Genomic DNA, 23,303 nt, shown 5'->3' on the forward strand with positions numbered 1-23,303 from the left:
GTTGAGGAAGAATAAAGATGTTCGGAAAATTATCACTTGATGCAGTCCCGTTCCATGAACCTATCGTCATGGTTACGATCGCTGGCATTATTTTGGGAGGTCTGGCGCTCGTTGGCCTGATCACTTACTTCGGTAAGTGGACCTACCTGTGGAAAGAGTGGCTGACCTCCGTCGACCATAAACGCCTCGGTATCATGTATATCATCGTGGCGATTGTGATGTTGCTGCGTGGTTTTGCTGACGCCATTATGATGCGTAGCCAGCAGGCTCTTGCCTCGGCGGGCGAAGCGGGCTTCCTGCCACCTCACCACTACGATCAGATCTTCACCGCGCACGGCGTGATTATGATCTTCTTCGTGGCGATGCCTTTCGTTATCGGTCTGATGAACCTGGTGGTTCCGCTGCAGATCGGCGCGCGTGACGTTGCGTTCCCGTTCCTCAACAACTTAAGCTTCTGGTTTACTGTTGTTGGTGTGATTCTGGTTAACGTTTCTCTCGGCGTGGGCGAATTTGCGCAGACCGGCTGGCTGGCCTATCCACCGCTATCGGGAATAGAGTACAGTCCGGGAGTCGGTGTCGATTACTGGATATGGAGTCTCCAGCTATCCGGTATAGGTACGACGCTTACCGGTATCAACTTCTTCGTTACCATTCTGAAGATGCGCGCACCGGGCATGACCATGTTCAAGATGCCAGTATTTACCTGGGCATCACTGTGCGCGAACGTACTGATTATTGCTTCCTTCCCAATTCTGACGGTTACCGTCGCGTTGTTGACCATGGATCGCTATCTGGGCACCCATTTCTTTACCAACGATATGGGTGGCAACATGATGATGTACATCAACCTGATTTGGGCCTGGGGCCACCCGGAAGTTTACATCCTGATCCTGCCTGTTTTCGGTGTGTTCTCCGAAATTGCGGCAACCTTCTCGCGTAAACGTCTGTTTGGTTATACCTCGCTGGTATGGGCAACCGTCTGTATCACCGTGCTGTCGTTCATCGTTTGGCTGCACCACTTCTTTACGATGGGTGCGGGCGCGAACGTAAACGCCTTCTTTGGTATCACCACAATGATTATCGCCATCCCGACCGGGGTGAAGATCTTCAACTGGCTGTTCACCATGTATCAGGGCCGCATCGTGTTCCATTCTGCGATGCTGTGGACCATCGGTTTTATCGTCACTTTCTCGGTGGGCGGGATGACTGGCGTGCTGCTGGCAGTACCGGGCGCGGACTTCGTTCTGCATAACAGCCTGTTCCTGATTGCGCACTTCCATAACGTGATCATCGGCGGCGTGGTCTTCGGCTGCTTCGCAGGGATGACCTACTGGTGGCCTAAAGCCTTCGGTTTCAAACTGAATGAAACCTGGGGTAAACGCGCGTTCTGGTTCTGGATCATCGGCTTCTTCGTTGCCTTTATGCCGCTGTATGCGCTGGGCTTCATGGGCATGACCCGTCGTTTGAGCCAGCAGATTGACCCGCAGTTCCACACCATGCTGATGATTGCAGCTAGCGGTGCAGTACTGATTGCGCTGGGTATTCTCTGCCTCGTTATTCAGATGTACGTTTCTATTCGCGACCGCGACCAGAACCGTGACCTGACTGGCGACCCGTGGGGTGGCCGTACGCTGGAGTGGGCAACCTCTTCCCCGCCTCCGTTCTATAACTTTGCCGTTGTGCCGCACGTTCACGAGCGTGATGCATTCTGGGAAATGAAAGAGAAAGGCGAAGCGTATAAAAAGCCTGACCACTATGAAGAAATTCATATGCCGAAAAACAGCGGTGCAGGTATCGTCATTGCAGCTTTCTCCACCATCTTCGGTTTCGCCATGATCTGGCATATCTGGTGGCTGGCGATTGTTGGCTTCGCAGGCATGATCATCACCTGGATCGTGAAAAGCTTCGACGAGGACGTGGATTACTACGTGCCGGTGGCAGAAATCGAAAAACTGGAAAACCAGCATTTCGATGAGATTACTAAGGCAGGGCTGAAAAATGGCAACTGATACTTTGACGCACGCGACTGCCCACGCGCACGAACACGGGCACCACGATGCAGGCGGAACCAAAATCTTCGGATTTTGGATCTACCTGATGAGCGACTGCATTCTGTTCTCAATCTTGTTTGCTACCTATGCCGTTCTGGTGAACGGCACCGCAGGCGGCCCGACAGGTAAGGACATTTTCGAACTGCCGTTCGTTCTGGTTGAAACTTTCTTGCTGTTGTTCAGCTCCATCACCTACGGCATGGCGGCTATCGCCATGTACAAAAACAACAAAAGCCAGGTTATCTCCTGGCTGGCGTTGACCTGGTTGTTTGGTGCCGGATTTATCGGGATGGAAATCTATGAATTCCATCACCTGATTGTTAACGGCATGGGTCCGGAGCGCAGCGGCTTCCTGTCAGCGTTCTTTGCGCTGGTCGGCACGCACGGTCTGCACGTCACTTCTGGTCTTATCTGGATGGCGGTGCTGATGGTGCAAATCGCTCGTCGCGGCCTGACCAGCACTAACCGTACCCGCATCATGTGCCTGAGCCTGTTCTGGCACTTCCTGGATGTGGTTTGGATCTGTGTGTTCACTGTTGTTTATCTGATGGGGGCGATGTAATGAGTCATTCTACCGATCACAGCGGCGCGTCCCATGGCAGCGTAAAAACCTACATGACAGGCTTTATCCTGTCGATCATTCTGACGGTGATTCCGTTCTGGATGGTGATGACAGGGGCTGCCTCTCCGGCCGTAATTCTGGGAACAATCCTGGCAATGGCAGTGGTACAGGTTCTGGTGCATCTGGTGTGCTTCCTGCACATGAATACCAAATCAGATGAAGGCTGGAACATGACGGCGTTTGTCTTCACCGTGCTAATCATCGCTATCCTGGTTGTAGGCTCCATCTGGATTATGTGGAACCTCAACTACAACATGATGATGCACTAAGAGCGGCGGTTATGATGTTTAAGCAATACCTGCAAGTAACGAAACCAGGCATCATCTTTGGCAACCTGATCTCGGTGATTGGGGGATTCCTGCTGGCCTCAAAGGGCAGCATTGATTATCCCCTGTTTATCTACACGCTGGTTGGGGTGTCACTGGTTGTGGCGTCGGGTTGTGTGTTTAACAACTACATCGACAGGGATATCGACAGAAAGATGGAAAGGACGAAGAATCGGGTGCTGGTTAAAGGCCTGATCTCTCCTGCTGTCTCGCTGGTGTACGCCACCTTGCTGGGTATTGCTGGCTTTATGCTGCTGTGGTTTGGCGCGAATCCGCTGGCCTGCTGGCTGGGGGTGATGGGCTTTGTGGTTTATGTCGGCGTCTATAGCCTGTACATGAAACGCCACTCAGTCTACGGCACATTGATTGGTTCGCTCTCCGGCGCTGCGCCGCCGGTGATTGGCTACTGTGCAGTAACCGGCGAGTTCGATAGCGGCGCAGCGATCCTGCTGGCTATCTTCAGCCTGTGGCAGATGCCTCACTCCTATGCCATCGCCATTTTCCGCTTTAAGGATTACCAGGCGGCAAACATTCCGGTATTGCCAGTGGTAAAAGGCATTTCGGTGGCGAAGAATCACATCACGCTGTATATCATCGCCTTTGCCGTTGCCACGCTGATGCTCTCTCTTGGCGGTTACGCTGGATATAAATATCTGGTGGTCGCCGCGGCGGTTAGCGTCTGGTGGTTAGGTATGGCTCTGCGCGGTTATAAAGTTGCTGATGACAGAATCTGGGCGCGCAAGCTGTTCGGCTTCTCTATCATCGCCATCACTGCCCTCTCGGTGATGATGTCCGTTGATTTTATGGTACCGGACTCGCATACGCTGCTGGCTGCTGTGTGGTAACAAAACCTCTCTATTAAAAAGGTGCTACGGCACCTTTTTTATTGTCTGAGATCAGAGATACGGCTAATAACCGTATGTCTTGACAGAGTGAGCAGATGAACATAAATTAATCATACGGTTGATAGCCGTATTATGTATGAGATCGACTCCCTACGATTTCATTCAGTTAATCAAAGAGGTCATAATGCCTGGAAAAACAGCCACTCTACCCGATGTCGATAAAACGCTGAAAAATGCGCGGGTCGAACTCAAAACTAGTCCCGACGCCAAAAACAAACTTCGTGAAGCTGCGCAAGCCGTTGGGGTAGATTTAAGCGCTTTTATTTTGAGCGCTGCTATGGAACGCGCCGAAAGTGTGCTTGATAACCAACGTCGCCGTGAGCTTTCGAATCAAAGCTGGGAACTGATGAACCAACTCATCGCTGAACCTGCTCAACCGACGCTCGCCCTCAAGGCGTTAATGAAAAGGAAAAACAGCGATGGTCGACAAGCATGAAGAGATTACTCTGCCCATAGTCCTCTCCTGTAATTATCAGTCTGATATTACTTATCCTGGGCAAAAACAGTTTGATTGCGGTAACCCTGTTATCGATAAATTTGTACGCGCATCGCTAAAGAAAAGTGTGCGTAATAGCGACTGTGCGGCTAAAGCACTTATTGACAGACAAAGTGGTGAACTGATCGGCATCTGTACTTTTACGGCATATTCGCTGGAAAAACAACGCGTTTCTGGCGTCCTTCAGGGTTCACAACCTTCAGAAATTGGTGTTGTCAGATTAGTCATGTTGGGGGTAGCACGGAAGTATCAAAAGCGGGGCTTTGGTCAGGACCTACTATGTGATTTTTTTGAACATGTAAAAATAATTCACCAGGCATTACCAATTAAAGGGGTTTATCTTGATGCTGACCCTGCCGCCATTAATTTTTATGCTCGTCTCGGCTTTGTTCAGCTTTCAGCGACACCAAATGCTTTTGGTGCTGTACCTATGTTTTTGGCGATTCAGCATATTCTCGCGGCTTAGATTATTATCGCCACCCGCCAGGGCAAGTTTTGCCTCAGCCGGGGGCTGAGCAGCGTTACCACTTTTGTTCAATTGCCCCCGCTTTCAGCAACTCCACATCCTTGCCGTTAATGGTTGCCGTTGCGGCAACGATTGTGGTCCTTACAGTTGCACAAGATTTTCGCTCAAATTCCGGTTTATAAAGAATAAGAGACGAATTACTGGTAAATGAACCAAATAGGTAATCAGTAAAGCTAATATTCAGCCGGTTTAAACCGAAAGGCGCGAAGCCAACCGTTTGGTTAATCTCCTTACCGGATGGGCGACGAATGCTGAATGTCACGCGAAGATTGGCCACTTCGCCTAATTTATTGGTGGTGGCGAAGAGGCTATCCATGCAGGAAAAACCTTTATCTAAAAAATTATCTCGCATCCCAGAACGGGTAACCGTAATCACGGGTAACGTATCGTCAACCGTTTTTCTGTCAATCATGTCTTTTCGACAAGTAGCCAGAAAGTCTTCCGGGCCACCATAAATGTGGACACCTTTATCAAGATATTCCTTCGCTTTCTTACAATCTACCTCAACATACTGACCATTGGCGTACATAATGCCCAACCTGGACCATGCTAAATTCACACCGTGCTGCGCGGCCTGATTAAATAGTGCATACGCTTTGGCATAATCCACCCGCACCTGCTCACCGTCGTAGTAGATACCCCCCAGCGCTAACGGAGCTTCTCTGTCACCTTGTTTAGCCGCTAACTCGAACCATTTAATCGCTTCCTGAACATCAGGTTTGGTATCATAACGAGGCTGATAATATTCCCAGCCTAACAGGCTCTGCGCGTCGATATCTCCCGATTCAGCCATTTTATGCAGTGTATTTATAACATCGGGAGCAGGTTTACCACCGTATATGCTGTCATACAATTCATGCGCTTTCTCGCTGGCCACCACGCTTGGTGAAACTATCAGCATTACAGAAAATAATATTCTTTTAGTTAACATGTATACCTTTATGTCCTCACTGTCATATATTTCCATAATAATTAACCACCAAATATCCATTTAATGAATAAATACAGTGCCATAAAGGTCCAAATAATAAGCACACATTTAGCCTGAAACATTATCATCCATGTCACCAAATCGTTTATTTAGTGAGATAAAACTAGCATATTCGTAAGATAAAAAATGCACATGGCAATCAAGAAATGATATTATTACTTTTTTGATGTAAAACTATTTAGTTTTAAAATTCATTTTTTCAACATATAGAGCATTCATTTTATGAATGCAAAAAAACATACCTGACACACAAATTACTCTCCTCTGTAATATTTTCTCATTAACACTCTGTTTACCCAACATGCGCTCCGCACTACACTATGTGGGCATTTTTTTAAGGGGTGGTAATGAACGATTATAAAATGACGCCAGGTGAGAGGCGCGCGACCTGGGGTTTAGGGACCGTATTCTCGTTGCGCATGCTGGGCATGTTTATGGTTCTGCCGGTTCTGACCACGTACGGCATGGCTCTGCAAGGTGCCAGCGAAGCATTAATCGGTATTGCCATTGGTATTTATGGTCTGACTCAGGCCGTTTTTCAGATTCCGTTTGGCCTGCTTTCCGACCGCATTGGTCGCAAACCATTAATTGTCGGTGGGCTGGCGGTGTTTGCCGCCGGTAGCGTTATCGCTGCGCTTTCCGACTCCATCTGGGGAATTATTCTGGGCCGGGCGCTACAAGGCTCTGGAGCAATTGCCGCTGCCGTTATGGCGCTGCTTTCCGATCTCACGCGCGAACAAAACCGTACCAAAGCAATGGCGTTTATCGGCGTGAGCTTTGGCATTACCTTTGCTATTGCGATGGTGCTTGGCCCGATCATCACTCACAAACTTGGGCTGCACGCGCTGTTCTGGATGATCGCTATTCTGGCAACGACCGGCATTGCGTTGACCATTTGGGTTGTGCCCAACAGTAGCACTCACGTACTTAATCGTGAGTCCGGAATGGTGAAAGGCAGTTTCAGTAAAGTGCTGGCGGAACCGCGGCTGCTGAAACTCAACTTTGGCATTATGTGTCTGCATATTTTGCTGATGTCGACGTTTGTTGCCCTGCCCGGACAACTGGCTGATGCAGGGTTCCCGGCGGCTGAACACTGGAAGGTCTATCTGGCGACAATGCTAATCGCCTTTGGCTCGGTCGTGCCTTTCATTATCTACGCTGAAGTTAAGCGCAAAATGAAGCAAGTCTTTGTCTTCTGCGTCGGGTTGATCGTGGTTGCGGAAATTGTGTTGTGGAACGCGCAAACGCAGTTCTGGCAACTGGTGGTCGGCGTGCAGCTTTTCTTTGTGGCGTTTAATTTGATGGAAGCCCTCCTGCCCTCACTTATCAGTAAAGAGTCGCCAGCAGGTTACAAAGGTACGGCGATGGGTGTTTACTCCACCAGCCAGTTTCTTGGCGTGGCGATTGGCGGTTCGCTGGGCGGCTGGATTGACGGCATGTTTGACGGTCAGGGGGTATTTCTCGCTGGCGCAATGCTGGCCGCAGTGTGGCTGACAGTCGCCAGTACCATGAAAGAACCGCCGTATGTCAGCAGTTTGCGCATTGAAATCCCGGCGAACATTGCCGCAAACGAGGCGTTAAAAGTGCGTTTGCTAGAAACTGAAGGCATCAAAGAAGTGTTGATTGCAGAAGAAGAACATTCAGCTTATGTGAAAATCGACAGCAAAGTGACGAATCGCTTTGAGATAGAACAGGCAATTCGTCAGGCATAAAAAACGCGGCGAATTGCCTGCTGCGCTACGCTTATCAGGCCTACAAAGTTTCTGAATTACAAACCTTTGTAGGCCGAATCAGGCGTTCATGCCGCATCTGACATGAACAAAACGCACATAGTCGCGATTAATCGCGGAAGTTTTTGAACTGGAACGGCTGACCGAGATCGCCACCACGTACCATCGCCATGACAGCCTGCAAATCATCACGAGATTTGCCCGTTACGCGGATTTCATCGCCCTGAATTTGCGCCTGCACTTTCAGTTTGCTGTCTTTGATCATCTTGACGATTTTCTTCTGGGTCGCGCTCTCAATGCCCTGTTTCAGTTTCGCTTCCACAAACCAGGTTTTACCGCTATGAACGATATTTTCCGGTACATCCAGTGAACTGCCTTCAATGCCGCGCTTCAGCAGCTTGGCACGCAGAATATCCAGCAACTGATTGACCTGGAAGTCGGACTCGCTCAACACTTTGATGGTTTTGCTGGCGTCGTTCAGCTCAAATGAGGCTTCAACGTTACGGAAGTCAAAACGGGACTCCACTTCGCGACTCGCGTTATCGACCGCGTTACGTGCTTCCTGAAGATCAACTTCAGAGACAATATCGAAAGATGGCATCTTTTCCTCTCCCTTCATTTTTGATGCGAAGCATAATACCTGCAAAGTTAAATAACCAACAGTCCTGCACCAGGACGTATCCCTTAATTGTGCATAGTCGCAACAGCATGCACAATTAAGGGATAGCCTTATTGAACACCCGGAGTGGTTGCGGGTGAGGAGGAACAATGAAAATTACCGTATTGGGATGCGGTGCCTTAGGGCAATTATGGCTTACAGCACTTTGTAAACAGGGTCACGAAGTTCAGGGCTGGCTGCGCGTACCGCAACCTTATTGTAGTGTGAATCTGGTTGAGACTGATGGTTCGATATTTAACGAATCGCTGACCGCCAACGATCCCGATTTTCTTGCCACCAGCGATCTGCTCCTGGTGACGCTGAAAGCATGGCAGGTTTACGATGCCGTCAAAAGCCTCGCGTCCACACTGCCTGTAACCACGCCAATACTGTTAATTCACAACGGCATGGGCACCATCGAAGAGTTGCAAAACATTCAGCAGCCATTACTGATGGGCACCACCACCCATGCCGCCCGCCGCGACGGCAATGTCATTATTCATGTGGCAAACGGAATCACGCATATTGGTCCGGCACGGCAACAGGATGGCGATTACAGTTATCTGGCGGATATTTTGCAAACCGTGTTGCCTGACGTTGCCTGGCATAACAATATTCGCGCCGAGCTGTGGCGCAAGCTGGCCGTCAACTGTGTGATTAATCCACTGACCGCCATCTGGAATTGCCCGAATGGTGAATTACGTCATCATCCGCAAGAAATTATGCAGATATGCGAAGAAGTCGCGGCAGTGATCGAGCGCGAAGGGCATCATACTTCAGCAGAAGATTTGCGTGATTACGTGATGCAGGTGATTGATGCCACAGCGGAAAATATCTCGTCGATGTTGCAGGATATCCGCGCGCTGCGCCACACCGAAATCGACTATATCAATGGTTTTCTCTTACGCCGCGCCCGCGCGCATGGGATTGCCGTACCGGAAAACACCCGCCTGTTTGAAATGGTAAAAAGAAAGGAGAGTGAATATGAGCGCATCGGCACTGGTTTGCCTCGCCCCTGGTAGTGAAGAGACTGAAGCCGTCACCACTATCGATCTGCTGGTTCGCGGCGGTATCAAAGTCACCACTGCCAGCGTCGCCAGCGATGGCAACCTGGCCATTACCTGCTCGCGCGGCGTGAAGCTGCTGGCGGATGCGCCGCTGGTCGAGGTGGCTGATGGCGAATATGACGTGATCGTACTGCCTGGTGGCATTAAAGGCGCAGAGTGTTTTCGCGATAGTACCCTGCTGGTTGAAACCGTTAAACAGTTCCACCGTTCCGGGCGTATCGTCGCGGCTATTTGCGCCGCGCCAGCCACCGTGCTGGTACCGCACGATATCTTCCCGATTGGCAATATGACCGGCTTCCCGACGCTGAAAGACAAAATTCCCGCCGAACAATGGCAGGACAAGCGCGTCGTCTGGGATGCACGGGTAAAATTGCTGACCAGCCAGGGGCCGGGTACGGCTATTGATTTTGGTCTGAAAATTATCGACCTGCTGGTTGGGCGCGAGAAAGCCCATGAAGTGGCATCACAACTGGTGATGGCGGCAGGGATTTATAATTATTACGAGTAGTGTCGGATGCGGCAAACGTCGCATCTGACCAGATGCGACGTAAAAACCACAAATTATGGGCGATACACCTTCACATTGTTAAAGCCCTGCTCGCGCAGATAGAGCGCCTGCAGACGGCTCATCACCCCGCGCTCACACCACAGTAGCCAGGTTCTGTTCTGGTCGAGATCGCCAAATTTGGTGCTCAGTTTATAGAACGGCAGAGAAACCACGTCGATACCTTCAACCTTCAGCGGCTTATCTTCCTGCTCATCGACAGAACGGATATCGAGGATCACGTCGTTCGGGCCAAAGCCATTGACGGTTTCCACTTCCACCACTTCCTGCTCGGTCTGCTGGGCGATTTCGCGGATATCAACGTTATTCGCTTCCTCAACCACTTTATCGAGAATACTGAAGTCGAACTTCTCTTCTTCCGCTTCAATCTTCGATTTAACCGCTTTCACCGTCGGGCTTTTGGAGATCACGCCACAATATTCTGGCATCGTGCGAGCAAAGTCTTCAGTGCCAATCTGGCGGGCCAGGTTGATGATGTGCTCTTTGTCGTAAGAAATCAGCGGACGCAGGATCAGCGTGTCAGAGACGTTATCAATCAGGCGCAGGTTGGTCAGCGTCTGACTGGACACCTGGCCGAGCGCTTCGCCGGTGACCAGCGCCTGTACGCCGTAACGTTCAGCCACTTTAGACGCGGCACGCACCATCATACGTTTGAGGATAACGCCCATCTGACCGTCGTCGATTTTCTCGAGAATTTCCCCAACGACCGGTTCGAAATTAATAGCGACAAAACGCACGCGGTGGGAGCTGCCAAAACGGTTCCACAGATAATGCGCCACCTGACGCACGCCAATTTCATGCGCCGCGCCGCCAAGGTTAAAGAAACAGTAATGCACGCGGCAGCCGCGACGCATCAACATATAACTGGAAACACCGGAGTCGAAACCACCGGAAATGAGCGACAGCACATCTTCCTGGGTGCCGATCGGGAAACCGCCAATACCTTCGTAGCGGCCTTTAATCAGCAGGAGACGATCGTCTTCCACTTCCAGATGGACAGTCACTTCCGGATTGGTCAGCTTCACGCGCGCGGACTCAATATGCTGATTTAAACCGCCGCCGACGTAACGTTCCACATCAATCGAGCTAAAATCATGTTTGCCACGGCGCTTCACGCGTACGCAGAAGGTTTTGCCTTCCAGCTGATCGCGATACTGAACCAACGCTTTCTCAAAAATATCGTGCATGTCGGTAAACGGCACGTCTTCGACTTCGAGAATATGGTGGATACCCGGAATACGGGTCAGGGCGTCGCGAATAGCCAGACGCTGGTTTTCATCTTTTGCGCGAACTTCGATGTTATCCCAGTGGCGGACGACAGCGAGCGTCTCATCATAGTGCTTTAAAACGTTACGAATGTTCCCGGTAAGGATTTTTATAAAGCGCAAGCGCACAGATTGGCTTTTGATGGTGATTTCCGGGAACAATTTAATGATAAACTTCATGGCGGCAATGGTTCGTTGGCAAGCCTTAAGCGACTTGTATAGGGAAAAATACAGCAGCCCACACCTGCGGCTGCATCCAGGCGCGGAAGTATACCACTAACATCGCTTTGCTGCGCACATCACCTTACCATTGCGCGTTATTTGCTATTTGCCCTGAGTCCGTTACCATGACGGGGCGAAAAATATTGAGAGTCAGACATTCATTATGCCGAAGAAAAATGAGGCTCCCGCCAGCTTTGAAAAGGCGCTGAGCGAGCTGGAACAGATTGTAACCCGTCTGGAAAGTGGCGACCTGCCGCTGGAAGAGGCGCTGAACGAGTTCGAACGCGGCGTGCAGCTGGCACGTCAGGGGCAGGCCAAATTACAACAAGCCGAACAGCGCGTACAAATTCTGCTGTCTGACAATGAAGACGCCTCTCTAACCCCTTTTACACCGGACAATGAGTAATGGACTTTCCGCAGCAACTCGAAGCCTGCGTTAAGCAGGCCAACCAGGCGCTGAGCCGTTTTATCGCCCCACTGCCCTTTCAGAACACTCCCGTGGTCGAAACCATGCAGTATGGCGCATTATTAGGTGGTAAGCGTCTGCGACCCTTCCTGGTTTATGCCACCGGTCATATGTTTGGCGTTAGCACAAACACGCTGGACGCACCCGCTGCCGCCGTAGAGTGTATCCACGCTTACTCATTAATTCATGATGATTTACCGGCGATGGATGATGACGATCTGCGTCGCGGTTTGCCGACCTGCCATGTGAAGTTTGGCGAAGCAAACGCGATTCTCGCTGGCGACGCTTTACAAACGCTGGCGTTCTCGATTCTAAGCGATGCCAATATGCCGGAAGTGTCGGATCGCGACAGAATTTCGATGATTTCTGAACTGGCGAGCGCCAGCGGTATTGCCGGAATGTGCGGTGGTCAGGCATTAGATTTAGACGCGGAAGGCAAACACGTACCTCTGGACGCGCTTGAGCGTATTCATCGTCATAAAACCGGCGCATTGATTCGCGCCGCCGTTCGCCTTGGTGCATTAAGCGCCGGAGATAAAGGGCGTCGTGCTCTGCCAGTACTCGACAAGTACGCAGAGAGCATCGGCCTTGCCTTCCAGGTTCAGGATGACATCCTGGATGTGGTAGGAGATACTGCAACGTTGGGAAAACGCCAGGGTGCCGACCAGCAACTTGGTAAAAGTACCTACCCTGCACTTCTGGGTCTTGAGCAAGCCCGGAAGAAAGCCCGGGATCTGATCGACGATGCCCGCCAGTCGCTGAAACAACTGGCTGAACAATCACTCGATACCTCGGCACTGGAAGCGCTAGCGGACTACATCATCCAGCGTAATAAATAAACAATAAGTATTAATAGGCCCCTGATGAGTTTTGATATTGCCAAATACCCGACCCTGGCACTGGTCGACTCCACCCAGGAGTTACGACTGTTGCCGAAAGAGAGTTTACCGAAACTCTGCGACGAACTGCGCCGCTATTTACTCGACAGCGTGAGCCGTTCCAGCGGGCACTTCGCCTCCGGGCTGGGCACGGTCGAACTGACCGTGGCGCTGCACTATGTCTACAACACCCCGTTTGACCAATTGATTTGGGATGTGGGGCATCAGGCTTATCCGCATAAAATTTTGACCGGACGCCGCGACAAAATCGGCACCATCCGTCAGAAAGGCGGCCTGCACCCGTTCCCGTGGCGCGGCGAAAGCGAATATGACGTATTAAGCGTCGGGCATTCATCAACCTCCATCAGTGCCGGAATTGGTATTGCGGTTGCTGCCGAGAAAGAAGGCAAAAATCGCCGCACCGTCTGTGTCATTGGCGATGGCGCGATTACCGCTGGCATGGCGTTTGAAGCGATGAATCACGCGGGCGATATCCGTCCTGATATGCTGGTGGTCCTCAACGACAATGAAATGTCGATTTCCGAAAATGTCGGCGCGCTCAATAACCATCTGGCACAGCTGCTTTCCGGTAAGCTTTACTCTTCGCTGCGCGAAGGCGGGAAAAAAGTTTTCTCTGGCGTTCCGCCAATTAAAGAGCTGCTCAAACGTACCGAAGAACATATTAAAGGCATGGTAGTGCCTGGCACGTTGTTTGAAGAGCTGGGCTTTAACTACATCGGCCCGGTTGACGGTCACGATGTGCTGGGGCTTATCACCACGCTGAAGAACATGCGCGACCTGAAAGGCCCGCAGTTCCTGCATATCATGACCAAAAAAGGTCGTGGTTATGAACCGGCAGAAAAAGACCCCATCACTTTCCACGCCGTGCCTAAATTTGATCCCTCCAGCGGTTGTTTGCCGAAAAGTAGCGGCGGTTTGCCGAGCTATTCAAAAATCTTTGGCGACTGGTTGTGCGAAACGGCAGCGAAAGACAACAAGCTGATGGCGATTACTCCGGCGATGCGTGAAGGTTCCGGCATGGTCGAGTTTTCACGTAAATTCCCGGATCGTTACTTCGACGTGGCAATCGCCGAGCAACACGCGGTGACCTTTGCCGCCGGTCTGGCGATTGGTGGGTACAAACCCATTGTCGCGATTTACTCCACTTTCCTGCAACGCGCCTATGATCAGGTGCTGCATGACGTGGCGATTCAAAAGCTCCCGGTCCTGTTCGCCATCGACCGCGCGGGCATTGTTGGTGCTGACGGTCAAACCCATCAGGGCGCTTTTGACCTCTCTTACCTGCGCTGTATACCGGAAATGGTCATTATGACCCCGAGCGATGAAAACGAATGTCGCCAGATGCTCTATACCGGCTATCACTATAACGACGGCCCGTCCGCGGTGCGCTACCCGCGCGGTAACGCGGTTGGCGTGGAACTGACGCCGCTGGAAAAACTGCCAATTGGCAAAGGCATTGTGAAGCGTCGTGGCGAGAAACTGGCGATCCTTAACTTTGGTACGCTGATGCCAGACGCGGCGAAAGTCGCTGAATCGCTGAACGCTACGCTGGTCGATATGCGTTTTGTGAAACCGCTTGATGAAGCGTTAATTCTGGAAATGGCCGCCAGCCATGAAGCGCTGGTCACCGTAGAAGAAAACGCCATTATGGGCGGCGCAGGCAGCGGCGTGAACGAAGTGCTAATGGCCCATCGTAAACCAGTACCCGTGCTGAACATTGGCCTGCCTGACTTCTTTATTCCACAAGGAACTCAGGAAGAAATGCGCGCCGAACTCGGCCTCGATGCCGCCGGTATGGAAGCCAAAATCAAGGCCTGGCTGGCATAATCCCTACTCCACTCCTGCTATGCTTAAGAAATTATTCATGGCAGGAGTGGCAGCATGCAATACAACCCCTTAGGAAAAACCGACCTTCGCGTTTCCCGACTTTGCCTCGGCTGTATGACCTTTGGCGAGCCAGATCGTGGTAATCACGCATGGACACTGCCGGAAGAGAGTAGCCGTCCCATCATTAAACGCGCGCTGGAAGGCGGCATAAATTTCTTTGATACCGCCAATAGCTATTCCGATGGCAGCAGCGAAGAGATCGTTGGTCGCGCACTGCGGGATTTCGCCCGTCGTGAAGACGTGGTCGTTGCGACGAAAGTGTTCCATCGCGTTGGTGATTTACCGGAAGGATTATCCCGTGCACAAATTTTGCGCTCTATCGACGACAGCCTGCGCCGTCTCGGCATGGATTATGTCGATATCCTGCAAATTCATCGCTGGGATTACAACACGCCGATCGAAGAGACGCTGGAAGCCCTGAACGACGTGGTAAAAGCCGGGAAAGCGCGTTATATCGGCGCGTCATCCATGCACGCTTCGCAGTTTGCTCAGGCCCTGAAGCTACAAAAACAGCACGGCTGGGCGCAGTTTATCAGTATGCAGGATCACTACAATCTGATTTATCGCGAAGAAGAGCGCGAGATGCTGCCTCTGTGTTATCAGGAGGGCGTGGCGGTGATTCCGTGGAGCCCGCTGGCGCGGGGGCGACTGACGCGTCCGTGGGGAGAAACTACCGCACGACTGGTGTCTGATGAGGTGGGGAGAAATCTCTATAAAGAAAGCGATGAAAATGACGCGCAGATCGCAGAGCGGTTAACGGGCGTCAGTGAAGAACTCGGTGCAACACGAGCACAAGTTGCGCTGGCCTGGTTGTTGAGTAAACCGGGCATTGCCGCACCGATTATCGGTACATCGCGGGAAGAACAGCTTGATGAGCTGCTGAACGCGGTGGATATCACTTTGAAGCCAGAACAGATTGCCGAACTGGAAACGCCGTATAAACCGCATGCGGTCGTAGGATTTAAATAAGAGTCCAGGCCTGATGAGACGTGACAAGCGTCACATCAGGCATCGGTGCACAACTACGACAGAATACCCAGCGGCCAGTGATGACCGATAAAGTACAGGATGCCTGCGGAAATCACCCCGGCGACAATATCGTCGATCATGATCCCCATGCCGCCATGTACATTGCGATCAAACCAGCGGATCGGCCACGGCTTCCACATATCCAGAATACGGAAAATCACAAACCCGGCGGCAACCCACTGCCAGTCATTGGTCGGCAGCGCCATGAGCGTGATCCACATACCAATAAATTCGTCCCAGACAATGCTGCCGTGATCGTGCACGCCCATATCTTTCGCCGTTTGATGACAAAGATAGACGCCGATACAGATCCCCAACATCACCACCAGCGAGTAGAGCTGCCAGGGTAAAAAGGTCATCAGATACCAGAACGGAATCGCTGCCAGCGATCCCATCGTGCCAGGAACGATTGGGCTTAATCCACTTCCGAATCCGACAGCAAGCAGATGCCACGGATTACTCATCTTCAGGCGACTTTTCGCGACATCTTTATGGCGTGGCAAAATGGTCATATCCTTTCCAGTCAAACGTGACAGGTTCGCCGTCACGAATAAAACAAAGCCCTTCGATATCGGCGGTCATTTGCCCGATACAGGTAAACGGTACGCCCAGGTGTCCGAGAGCCACATCCAGCGCGCCACGGTTCAGTTCCGGCACAGTGAAACACAACTCGTAATCTTCACCGCCAGAGAGCGCCCAGCGCAGCGCCTGTTCCGGTTCAACATGGCGAGAAAGCGCATCAGAAAACGGCAGCAATGCCAGGTCAATACGTGCGCCGCAGTCGCTGGCTTTCACGATATGCCCGAGATCGGAAATCAGACCGTCAGAGAGATCGATAGCTGAATTTGCCAGATCGCGCAGTGCCTGTCCCTGTAAAATACGCGGCGATGGACGGAGATGACGTTTGATCAAGTAGTCCGCATCTTTAGCATCGGCAACCTGCAAACGGTTTTGCAAAATCGCCAGCCCGGCGGCGCTATCGCCCGGTGTACCGGTCACATAGATCCAGTCACCCGGTTTCGCTCCAGAGCGCGTTAAGGCTCGTCCCATCGGAACAAAGCCGTGGATACCCAACGTCATTGATAATGGCCCACGCGTGGTATCGCCGCCAATGAGTTGCATATCGTAATAATTGAGAAGATCAAACAAACTGTCGCTGAAGGACTCAAGCCACGCTTCGTCTACGTCCGGTAAGGTTAATGCCAGCGTCAGCCAGGCCGGATCGGCCCCCATCGCTGCCAGATCGCTTAGGTTCACCGCCAGTGCTTTATACGCCAGATCAGCAGGATCGATATCATGGAGGAAGTGGTTGCCCGCCACCAGCGTATCAGTGCTGATCGCCAGGGTCTGTTTCTCGGGGATATTGAGAAGAGCGCAATCGTCGCCGATGCCCAGTTCGACATCAAGACGAGAACTTCTTACACGGTCAAAATAACGGGCAATCAGGGAGAACTCGCCACATGCCATACGTTATGCCTCAGCAGGTAAAAAAGAAAAGGCCGGCGATCGCGGAACGGTCTTCCGTGAATCTACCGGCCTGGATATCACTTTTTGTTAGGGCGAATCACAGGTGCTGCTTTATCGAGTACGCCGTTGACGAACTTATGGCTGTCTTCTGCGCCGAACGATTTCGCCAGTTCGATCGCTTCGTTAATGGCCACTTTGTATGGCACATCGCTACGTTTAGACAGCTCGTACAGCGCAATGCGCAGTACTGCTTTTTCTACCTGTCCCAGTTCTTCCAGCAGGCGGGACAGGTATGGCTTCATCAGTCCGTCGAGGTATGCGGTGTTAGTCGCCACCCCGGCCAGCAGCTCACGGAAGTACAGGACGTCAACGTCTTTTACATCCTGTTCAGCCAGGAACTGGTATTCAACATCAGCGATGTCGTTCTGGGACAACTGCCAGGAGTAGAGCGCCTGGACGGCACACTCACGAGCGCGGCGACGAGCAGCAGGTTTCACGGATTTCCCCTTACTAATTTCAGGCCTTGATGGCTTTCAATACATTAATCATTTCAAGCGCGGTCAGTGCAGCTTCTGCACCTTTGTTGCCAGCTTTGGTGCCAGCACGTTCGATCGCTTGTTCAATGCTTTCAGTGGTCAGAACCCCAAAAGCAACCGGAATTTCGCTGTCCTGGGCAACATGCGCCAGGCCGTTGCTTGCACCACCAGCGACATATTCAAAGTGGGCAGTGCCACCACGAATAACCGTACCCAGCGCAATCACCGCGTCGTATTTACCGGTTTTAGCCAGTGCACCCGCCGCCAGCGGCAGCTCATAGGCACCAGGCACCCAAACAACGGTAATGTTTTCATCTTTTACCTGACCGATACGTTTCAGTGCGTCAATTGCACCTTCCAGCAGGCTGTCATTGATAAAGTTGTTGAAACGCGCGATGGTGATGGCGACGCGAGCGTCCGGGGTAGCAACGTTAGCTTCAATAATGTTCATTTTCTTCCTTCGGGTTCGAGTATGGCCCCGCAGGGGGGCGGATTTTAGCATAATATTTCGTGCGCTGCTTCCCTTTCGAGCCGGGAGATCATGCACCCACTAAATGCAGGCAAACATCCGGGCCTACATGACGTATCTCTTTGAATTTAAATTGGGGGGCGTCGGCTAATTTCTCAAGCCCTGGCAGCGTGCATAATCCGCGGGCGTCGCTGCCTAATAGTTTAGGTGCGATATAGACAATCAGCTCATCGACTAAACCCGCCTGCAGCAATGCGCCAGCGAGCGTTGGCCCCGCTTCCACCCAGATGCTGTTAATTTGCTGTTTACCCAGTTGCATCATCAGTACAACCAGATCCAGATGACCTTTATGCTCTGGAATCAGCAAGGTACGCACCGTTTCCGGCCACTCACTAGAATCTTCCTGCGTACGCGCGAACCAGGTTTCGCCGGGCTGCTGCACAATGCGATGTTCCGGCGTCACGCGATTTTGGCTATCAATCACAATACGTACTGGCTGGCGGAGATTTTGTTGCGGGTAGAGCGCCTGAGTTTGTTCATCCAGTTCAGACCAACGCACTGTTAAGGCTGGATCATCCGCCAGCACCGTGGCGCTGCTGGTTAAAATGGCATGACTTTGTGCGCGCTGTCGTTGTACGTCGCGCCGCGCCTGAGGCGAAGTGATCCACTGGCTTTCGCCGCTCGCCATCGCCGTGCGGCCATCAAGCGATGCGCCAAGTTTTAACTGAATATAAGGAAAGCCGGTGCGCATCCGCTTGAGAAAGCCTTTATTCAATTGCTCGGCTTCACTCATCATCAGCCCGTGGCTGACGTCAATGCCAGCCTGTTGCAGACGGTAAAGTCCACGCCCAGCGACCTGCGGGTTAGGATCTTGCATCGAGGCAACCACGCGCGCTACGCCAGCGGCGATGAGTGCGTCACAGCACGGTGGCGTACGACCATGATGGCTACAGGGTTCGAGTGTGACATAGGCGGTCGCACCTTTGGCTTTTTCACCCGCCATACGCAACGCGTGTACTTCGGCATGTGGTTCACCCGCACGTTGGTGGTAACCTTCACCGACAATTTCGCCATCTTTGACAATGACGCACCCGACATTCGGGTTGGGATGCGTGGTAAAACGTCCTCGTTGCGCCAGCTTTAGCGCCCGCGCCATGTAATACTCGTCCTGCACGGCTTAGTCCTCCAGGCGCGCGATCTCTTCGCCAAATTCTTTGATATCTTCGAAACTGCGGTAGACAGAGGCAAAACGGATATAGGCGACTTTATCGAGCTTTTTCAATTGCTCCATCACCAGATTGCCAATCATCTTGCTCGGCACTTCGCGCTCACCGGTGGCGCGCAGCTGCGATTTAATATGATTGATTGCCATTTCGACGTCATCGGAACTCACCGGACGTTTTTCCAGCGCCCGCAGCATTCCGCTACGCAATTTCTCTTCATTAAACGGTTCACGCACGTCGTTGCTTTTTACAACACGCGGCATAACCAGCTCCGCCACTTCAAAGGTGGTGAAACGTTCATTACACACCAGACACTGCCGACGGCGGCGTACGGATGAACCCTCGCCCACGAGACGAGAGTCAATTACCTTAGTGTCCACGGCGAAACAGAATGGGCAATGCATACGGCGTCCTGACCAGGTGGTTAACAGAAATCTATTTTACCCTGAACTGACGATACAACAAAGGCGCAACGCTTTTGAGATAAAGGATCGATGCTTTCGCTGCTTTTACCCTCTACCATTAGGCTAATTGCGACGAGAAAGGGACGACCTATGAATACTAACGTTTTTCGACTGCTCCTGCTGGGAAGCCTGTTCAGCCTTAGCGCCTGTGTGCAGCAGAGCGAAGTGCGACAGATGAAACACAGCGTCAGCACGCTGAACCAAGAGATGACGCAACTCAATAAAGAAACGGTCAAAATCACTCAGCAAAACAGGCTGAATGCAAAATCCAGCAGTGGGGTTTACCTTCTGCCAGGAGCGAAAACACCGGCAAGACTGGAAAGCCAGATCGGTACTTTACGTATGTCGCTGGTGAATATTACGCCTGATGCAGATGGCACCACCCTGACGCTACGTATTCAGGGCGAGTCGAATGATCCCTTGCCCGCATTCAGCGGAACTGTTGAATATGGGCAAATTCAGGGAACAATAGACAACTTTCAGGAAATCAATGTGCAGAATCAATTGATTAATGCCCCTGCCAGCGTCCTCGCCCCCAGCGATGTTGATATTCCGTTACAGTTAAAGGGTATTTCTGTAGAACAGTTAGACTTCGTACGTATCCACGATATTCAACCTGTTATGCAGTAAACGTATTTCGGGGCGATTTTGTGCGTCTCGCAACATCTTTCCCCGTCATTTTGTTACTCCGCTTACATCACCCTGATTGATAGTAAAAGTTTGCAACAAGGGTGAAAGTCAGTACAATCCCTGCCCGAATGTGTGTAAACGTGAACGCAATCGATTACGTAAATGATAGAACTGTGAAACGAAACATATTTTTGTGAGCAATGATTTTTATAATAGGCTCCTCTGTATACGAAATATTTAGAAACGCAATTTGCGCCTTTTTCACTCCCGCAAGGGATTTTCAAACAGTGGCATACATATGAAAAAAACATTACTGGCAGCCGGTGCGGTACTGGCGCTCTCTTCGTCTTTTACTGTCAACGCAGCTGAAAACGACAAACCGCAGTATCTTTCCGACTGGTGGCACCAGAGCGTTAACGTTGTCGGAAGCTATCACACCCGTTTCGGACCGCAGATCCGCAACGATACCTACCTTGAGTACGAAGCATTCGCTAAAAAAGACTGGTTCGACTTCTATGGTTATGCGGATGCGCCGGTATTCTTCGGCGGTAACTCCGATGCTAAAGGTATCTGGAACCACGGTTCTCCGCTGTTTATGGAAATCGAACCACGTTTCTCCATCGACAAGCTGACCAATACTGACCTTAGCTTCGGTCCGTTCAAAGAGTGGTACTTCGCGAACAACTACATTTACGACATGGGTCGTAATAAAGATGGTCGCCAGAGCACCTGGTACATGGGTCTGGGTACCGACATCGATACTGGTCTGCCGATGAGCCTGTCCATGAACGTCTATGCGAAATACCAGTGGCAGAACTATGGCGCAGCGAACGAAAACGAGTGGGACGGTTACCGTTTCAAAATTAAATACTTTGTGCCGATTACCGATCTGTGGGGCGGTCAGCTGAGCTACATCGGCTTCACCAACTTCGACTGGGGTTCCGATTTAGGGGATGACAGCGGTAACGCAATCAACGGTATTAAGACCCGTACTAATAACTCTATCGCTTCCAGCCATATTCTGGCTCTGAACTACGATCACTGGCACTACTCTGTCGTAGCTCGTTACTGGCACGACGGTGGTCAGTGGAACGACGATGCAGAACTGAACTTCGGCAACGGCAACTTCAACGTTCGCTCTACCGGCTGGGGTGGTTACCTGGTTGTAGGTTACAACTTCTGATTATGAAAATGCCGGGATTTATTCCCGGCATTTCAGATTGTTAACAACGTGCGCTTTGTTCATGCCGGATGCGGCGTAAACGCTTTGTCCGACCCACAAAAGCACGTAAATTCAATATATTGCTGAAATAACGTAGTCCTGATAAGCGTAGCGCATCAGGCAATTTTACGTTTTAATCACTTCTTCTTGTTCATCATCGCTTTCAGGTCAGCGAATGGGTTGTACTTCGCTTCACCGACATCTTTCTGCGCATCTTCCCCTGCGATAACGGTCGTACCATACTGATCCGCTTCGGTATATTTCGAATGCTCATGATCGTGGCAATAGAGACAAAGCAATTCCCAGTTACTGCCATCTTCCGGGTTATTGGTATGGTCGTGATCAATGTGGTGAACAGTAAGTTCACGCAGGTTGGAATAAACAAACTCGCGGGAACAGCGACCGCAGACCCACGGATATATTTTTAATGCTTTTTCGCGATAGCCGCTTTCTAACCGCGCATAGTTTTTTGGGATGATAGCCATGAAGAGTTACCTGGATGAAATGTAGGGTTACGCGCAGTTTCCCAAGATGCGGGGATTTTCGCAATCTCCATACATCAAAAAAAATCCCGATCTTCTGACCGGGATTTTCAACATCAACGGGAACTTGATTACGGCAGAATTGACGGCTGATCCGCCCCTTCTTTTTCCACTTTCTGCTGCAACATGTGTTCGCGCTTCATACCCAGTTTCAGAGCCAACGCAGATGCCACATAGATGGAAGATGCAGTACCGATGGAAACACCGATAAGCATGGTCAGCGAGAAGCCTTCCAGTACCGGACCACCGAAGAGGTACAGCATCAGGATAACCATCAAGGTAGTACCGGATGTGATCAAGGTACGGTGCAGCGTCTGGGTCAAGGACACGTTAAAGATTTCGTAAGGCGTACCGCGACGGATCTTGCGGAAGTTTTCACGAATACGGTCCGATACCACGATACTGTCGTTAAGCGAGTAACCGATAACCGACATCAACGATGCCACAATGGTCAGGTCAATCTCGATATGGAATAACGACAAAATACCCAGCGTAATGATAACGTCGTGCGCCAGCGCAATAACCACCCCTGCCGCCAGTCGCCACTCAAAGCGAAAACCTACGTACACAAGGATAGACAGCAGCGCCGCCATCAACGCCATCGCACCGGTTTGCGCAAGGTCTGCCCCCACGCTCGGACCGACGAACTCAATACGCTTCACTGCTGCATTCTGATTGGTGGATTCGTTAATCACCTTCAGAACCTGGCTGCCCAGCACCTGACCGCCGGTTTCGCCTTCAGCAGGCGGCATACGGACCATGATGTCGTGGCTGCTACCAAAGTTTTGCAGCATTGGCTCTTCAAAACCGGCTTTTTGCAATGCATCACGCATTACGTCAATTTCAGCCGGTTTTTCGAGCGTAATTTCGATAACCGTACCACCGGTGAAATCCAGCCCCCAGTTAAAGCCGCGCACGCCCATAATAACGATAGCGGCGATTAACAGCAGACCAGAGATGCCGAAAGCCCAGTAGTCCCAGCGCATAAAGTCATAGACTTTACGGCCGTGGTTTAGTTGTTCAACAGTATATTCCTGTGCCACAT

Annotated in this window: 26 protein-coding genes; 15 read left to right on the top strand and 11 right to left on the bottom strand. The window is 51.3% G+C overall.

The features are described 5' to 3' along the window. Nucleotides 1-17 precede the first annotated feature (17 nt). The 6 genes from cyoB to HGD79_RS09740 all read left to right on the top strand — a co-directional run bounded on the left by cyoB (nucleotide 18) and on the right by HGD79_RS09740 (nucleotide 4,866). Nucleotides 18-2,009: a cytochrome o ubiquinol oxidase subunit I gene (cyoB, locus tag HGD79_RS09715; protein ID WP_168848377.1), complete on the top strand. Its 1,992-nt coding sequence runs from the start codon at nucleotides 18-20 to the stop codon at nucleotides 2,007-2,009. After that, entirely contained in the window at nucleotides 1,999-2,613 is a 615-nt protein-coding gene (locus tag HGD79_RS09720) for a cytochrome o ubiquinol oxidase subunit III (RefSeq protein ID WP_000179821.1), read from the top strand. The genes cyoB and HGD79_RS09720 overlap by 11 nt, the downstream gene beginning before the upstream one ends. Next, nucleotides 2,613-2,942, top strand: coding sequence for a cytochrome o ubiquinol oxidase subunit IV (locus HGD79_RS09725; protein WP_000019869.1), 330 nt, complete (start codon nucleotides 2,613-2,615; stop codon nucleotides 2,940-2,942). Before HGD79_RS09720 ends, HGD79_RS09725 begins: the two co-directional genes overlap by 1 nt. 11 nt (nucleotides 2,943-2,953) lie before the next feature. Continuing rightward, a complete protein-coding gene (gene cyoE, locus HGD79_RS09730; protein WP_000971336.1) occupies nucleotides 2,954-3,844 on the top strand; it encodes a heme o synthase in 891 nt (296 codons plus the stop codon). A 184-nt stretch (nucleotides 3,845-4,028) separates the two neighbouring features. Continuing rightward, entirely contained in the window at nucleotides 4,029-4,340 is a 312-nt protein-coding gene (locus HGD79_RS09735) for a DUF1778 domain-containing protein (protein WP_001297137.1), read from the top strand. Continuing rightward, complete coding sequence (locus tag HGD79_RS09740; RefSeq protein WP_000227784.1) at nucleotides 4,324-4,866, top strand: GNAT family N-acetyltransferase; 543 nt, start codon at nucleotides 4,324-4,326, stop codon at nucleotides 4,864-4,866. Before HGD79_RS09735 ends, HGD79_RS09740 begins: the two co-directional genes overlap by 17 nt. Nucleotides 4,867-4,921: 55 nt before the next feature. On the opposite strand, the gene HGD79_RS09745 is transcribed toward HGD79_RS09740, so the two are convergent. Further along, nucleotides 4,922-5,857, bottom strand: a complete 936-nt coding sequence (locus tag HGD79_RS09745; RefSeq protein WP_001297127.1) for a tetratricopeptide repeat protein — start codon at nucleotides 5,855-5,857, stop codon at nucleotides 4,922-4,924. A 407-nt stretch (nucleotides 5,858-6,264) separates the two neighbouring features. Here HGD79_RS09745 and HGD79_RS09750 point away from each other — a divergent pair, with 407 nt between their 5' ends. Further along, a complete protein-coding gene (locus tag HGD79_RS09750; RefSeq protein WP_001000960.1) occupies nucleotides 6,265-7,629 on the top strand; it encodes an MFS transporter in 1,365 nt (454 codons plus the stop codon). Nucleotides 7,630-7,756: 127 nt separating this feature from the next. Here the strand turns inward: HGD79_RS09750 and yajQ are convergent, their stop codons facing one another. Continuing rightward, on the bottom strand, nucleotides 7,757-8,248 hold the full coding sequence (yajQ, locus tag HGD79_RS09755) for a nucleotide binding protein YajQ (protein ID WP_001138904.1): 492 nt from the start codon (nucleotides 8,246-8,248) through the stop codon (nucleotides 7,757-7,759). A gap of 167 nt (nucleotides 8,249-8,415) precedes the next feature. On the opposite strand from yajQ, the gene panE reads away from it, so the two are divergent. Both panE and yajL read left to right on the top strand, forming a co-directional pair. After that, a complete protein-coding gene (panE, locus tag HGD79_RS09760; protein WP_000705874.1) occupies nucleotides 8,416-9,327 on the top strand; it encodes a 2-dehydropantoate 2-reductase in 912 nt (303 codons plus the stop codon). After that, nucleotides 9,290-9,880, top strand: coding sequence for a protein deglycase YajL (gene yajL, locus HGD79_RS09765; RefSeq protein WP_001276309.1), 591 nt, complete (start codon nucleotides 9,290-9,292; stop codon nucleotides 9,878-9,880). Before panE ends, yajL begins: the two co-directional genes overlap by 38 nt. 53 nt (nucleotides 9,881-9,933) lie before the next feature. Here the strand turns inward: yajL and thiI are convergent, their stop codons facing one another. Beyond that, nucleotides 9,934-11,382 (bottom strand): tRNA uracil 4-sulfurtransferase ThiI, encoded by a 1,449-nt coding sequence (thiI, locus tag HGD79_RS09770; protein ID WP_000668690.1) that lies wholly within the window; start codon nucleotides 11,380-11,382, stop codon nucleotides 9,934-9,936. Between the two features lie 205 nt (nucleotides 11,383-11,587). Between thiI and xseB the strand changes: the two genes are divergently transcribed. Genes xseB through yajO form a run of 4 tightly spaced genes read left to right on the top strand, consistent with a single transcriptional unit; the run spans nucleotide 11,588 to nucleotide 15,645 of the window. Further along, nucleotides 11,588-11,830, top strand: coding sequence for an exodeoxyribonuclease VII small subunit (gene xseB, locus HGD79_RS09775; RefSeq protein WP_001124935.1), 243 nt, complete (start codon nucleotides 11,588-11,590; stop codon nucleotides 11,828-11,830). Further along, complete coding sequence (gene ispA, locus HGD79_RS09780; RefSeq protein ID WP_000347235.1) at nucleotides 11,830-12,729, top strand: (2E,6E)-farnesyl diphosphate synthase; 900 nt, start codon at nucleotides 11,830-11,832, stop codon at nucleotides 12,727-12,729. The genes xseB and ispA overlap by 1 nt, the downstream gene beginning before the upstream one ends. Nucleotides 12,730-12,753: 24 nt before the next feature. Next, nucleotides 12,754-14,616: a 1-deoxy-D-xylulose-5-phosphate synthase gene (dxs, locus tag HGD79_RS09785; RefSeq protein ID WP_000006806.1), complete on the top strand. Its 1,863-nt coding sequence runs from the start codon at nucleotides 12,754-12,756 to the stop codon at nucleotides 14,614-14,616. A gap of 54 nt (nucleotides 14,617-14,670) precedes the next feature. Further along, nucleotides 14,671-15,645 carry a 1-deoxyxylulose-5-phosphate synthase YajO gene (yajO, locus tag HGD79_RS09790; RefSeq protein ID WP_001199813.1) on the top strand — a complete coding sequence of 325 codons (975 nt, stop codon included), beginning with the start codon at nucleotides 14,671-14,673 and terminating at the stop codon, nucleotides 15,643-15,645. Between the two features lie 53 nt (nucleotides 15,646-15,698). On the opposite strand, the gene pgpA is transcribed toward yajO, so the two are convergent. The 6 genes from pgpA to nrdR form a co-directional block, all read right to left on the bottom strand. Then, nucleotides 15,699-16,217: a phosphatidylglycerophosphatase A gene (pgpA, locus tag HGD79_RS09795; RefSeq protein WP_000154044.1), complete on the bottom strand. Its 519-nt coding sequence runs from the start codon at nucleotides 16,215-16,217 to the stop codon at nucleotides 15,699-15,701. Beyond that, a complete protein-coding gene (gene thiL / locus HGD79_RS09800) occupies nucleotides 16,195-17,172 on the bottom strand; it encodes a thiamine-phosphate kinase (RefSeq protein ID WP_000742089.1) in 978 nt (325 codons plus the stop codon). Before thiL ends, pgpA begins: the two co-directional genes overlap by 23 nt. 77 nt (nucleotides 17,173-17,249) lie before the next feature. Then, nucleotides 17,250-17,669 (bottom strand): transcription antitermination factor NusB, encoded by a 420-nt coding sequence (gene nusB / locus HGD79_RS09805; protein ID WP_000801125.1) that lies wholly within the window; start codon nucleotides 17,667-17,669, stop codon nucleotides 17,250-17,252. Between the two features lie 19 nt (nucleotides 17,670-17,688). After that, a complete protein-coding gene (gene ribE, locus HGD79_RS09810; protein ID WP_001021161.1) occupies nucleotides 17,689-18,159 on the bottom strand; it encodes a 6,7-dimethyl-8-ribityllumazine synthase in 471 nt (156 codons plus the stop codon). Between the two features lie 88 nt (nucleotides 18,160-18,247). After that, on the bottom strand, nucleotides 18,248-19,351 hold the full coding sequence (gene ribD / locus HGD79_RS09815; protein ID WP_001150472.1) for a bifunctional diaminohydroxyphosphoribosylaminopyrimidine deaminase/5-amino-6-(5-phosphoribosylamino)uracil reductase RibD: 1,104 nt from the start codon (nucleotides 19,349-19,351) through the stop codon (nucleotides 18,248-18,250). 3 nt (nucleotides 19,352-19,354) lie between these two features. Then, nucleotides 19,355-19,804, bottom strand: a complete 450-nt coding sequence (gene nrdR / locus HGD79_RS09820; RefSeq protein WP_000543535.1) for a transcriptional regulator NrdR — start codon at nucleotides 19,802-19,804, stop codon at nucleotides 19,355-19,357. Nucleotides 19,805-19,954: 150 nt separating this feature from the next. Between nrdR and HGD79_RS09825 the strand changes: the two genes are divergently transcribed. Continuing rightward, the gene (locus HGD79_RS09825; RefSeq protein ID WP_001295327.1) at nucleotides 19,955-20,494 is read left to right on the top strand and encodes a DUF3251 domain-containing protein; all 540 of its coding nucleotides are present in this window, start codon (nucleotides 19,955-19,957) and stop codon (nucleotides 20,492-20,494) included. A gap of 298 nt (nucleotides 20,495-20,792) precedes the next feature. Then, on the top strand, nucleotides 20,793-21,677 hold the full coding sequence (gene tsx / locus HGD79_RS09830) for a nucleoside-specific channel-forming protein Tsx (protein ID WP_001295328.1): 885 nt from the start codon (nucleotides 20,793-20,795) through the stop codon (nucleotides 21,675-21,677). A gap of 176 nt (nucleotides 21,678-21,853) precedes the next feature. Here the strand turns inward: tsx and yajD are convergent, their stop codons facing one another. After that, nucleotides 21,854-22,201, bottom strand: a complete 348-nt coding sequence (gene yajD / locus HGD79_RS09835) for an HNH nuclease YajD (RefSeq protein WP_000974813.1) — start codon at nucleotides 22,199-22,201, stop codon at nucleotides 21,854-21,856. A 128-nt stretch (nucleotides 22,202-22,329) separates the two neighbouring features. Next, nucleotides 22,330-23,301 (bottom strand): protein translocase subunit SecF, encoded by a 972-nt coding sequence (gene secF / locus HGD79_RS09840; protein WP_000046637.1) that lies wholly within the window; start codon nucleotides 23,299-23,301, stop codon nucleotides 22,330-22,332. Nucleotides 23,302-23,303: the final 2 nt, after the last annotated feature.

Origin of the sequence: Escherichia sp. SCLE84 (genome assembly GCF_012584495.1) — a bacterium.
GTDB lineage: Bacteria > Pseudomonadota > Gammaproteobacteria > Enterobacterales > Enterobacteriaceae > ECMA0423.

Coding starts and splice junctions, on each gene's coding strand:
- cyoB (WP_168848377.1), top strand. CDS start 18: ATGTTCGGAAAATTATCACTTGATGCAGTCCCGTTCCATGAACCTATC.
- HGD79_RS09720 (WP_000179821.1), top strand. CDS start 1,999: ATGGCAACTGATACTTTGACGCACGCGACTGCCCACGCGCACGAACAC.
- HGD79_RS09725 (WP_000019869.1), top strand. CDS start 2,613: ATGAGTCATTCTACCGATCACAGCGGCGCGTCCCATGGCAGCGTAAAA.
- cyoE (WP_000971336.1), top strand. CDS start 2,954: ATGATGTTTAAGCAATACCTGCAAGTAACGAAACCAGGCATCATCTTT.
- HGD79_RS09735 (WP_001297137.1), top strand. CDS start 4,029: ATGCCTGGAAAAACAGCCACTCTACCCGATGTCGATAAAACGCTGAAA.
- HGD79_RS09740 (WP_000227784.1), top strand. CDS start 4,324: ATGGTCGACAAGCATGAAGAGATTACTCTGCCCATAGTCCTCTCCTGT.
- HGD79_RS09745 (WP_001297127.1), bottom strand. CDS start 5,857: ATGTTAACTAAAAGAATATTATTTTCTGTAATGCTGATAGTTTCACCA.
- HGD79_RS09750 (WP_001000960.1), top strand. CDS start 6,265: ATGAACGATTATAAAATGACGCCAGGTGAGAGGCGCGCGACCTGGGGT.
- yajQ (WP_001138904.1), bottom strand. CDS start 8,248: ATGCCATCTTTCGATATTGTCTCTGAAGTTGATCTTCAGGAAGCACGT.
- panE (WP_000705874.1), top strand. CDS start 8,416: ATGAAAATTACCGTATTGGGATGCGGTGCCTTAGGGCAATTATGGCTT.
- yajL (WP_001276309.1), top strand. CDS start 9,290: ATGAGCGCATCGGCACTGGTTTGCCTCGCCCCTGGTAGTGAAGAGACT.
- thiI (WP_000668690.1), bottom strand. CDS start 11,382: ATGAAGTTTATCATTAAATTGTTCCCGGAAATCACCATCAAAAGCCAA.
- xseB (WP_001124935.1), top strand. CDS start 11,588: ATGCCGAAGAAAAATGAGGCTCCCGCCAGCTTTGAAAAGGCGCTGAGC.
- ispA (WP_000347235.1), top strand. CDS start 11,830: ATGGACTTTCCGCAGCAACTCGAAGCCTGCGTTAAGCAGGCCAACCAG.
- dxs (WP_000006806.1), top strand. CDS start 12,754: ATGAGTTTTGATATTGCCAAATACCCGACCCTGGCACTGGTCGACTCC.
- yajO (WP_001199813.1), top strand. CDS start 14,671: ATGCAATACAACCCCTTAGGAAAAACCGACCTTCGCGTTTCCCGACTT.
- pgpA (WP_000154044.1), bottom strand. CDS start 16,217: ATGACCATTTTGCCACGCCATAAAGATGTCGCGAAAAGTCGCCTGAAG.
- thiL (WP_000742089.1), bottom strand. CDS start 17,172: ATGGCATGTGGCGAGTTCTCCCTGATTGCCCGTTATTTTGACCGTGTA.
- ribE (WP_001021161.1), bottom strand. CDS start 18,159: ATGAACATTATTGAAGCTAACGTTGCTACCCCGGACGCTCGCGTCGCC.
- nrdR (WP_000543535.1), bottom strand. CDS start 19,804: ATGCATTGCCCATTCTGTTTCGCCGTGGACACTAAGGTAATTGACTCT.
- HGD79_RS09825 (WP_001295327.1), top strand. CDS start 19,955: ATGAATACTAACGTTTTTCGACTGCTCCTGCTGGGAAGCCTGTTCAGC.
- tsx (WP_001295328.1), top strand. CDS start 20,793: ATGAAAAAAACATTACTGGCAGCCGGTGCGGTACTGGCGCTCTCTTCG.
- yajD (WP_000974813.1), bottom strand. CDS start 22,201: ATGGCTATCATCCCAAAAAACTATGCGCGGTTAGAAAGCGGCTATCGC.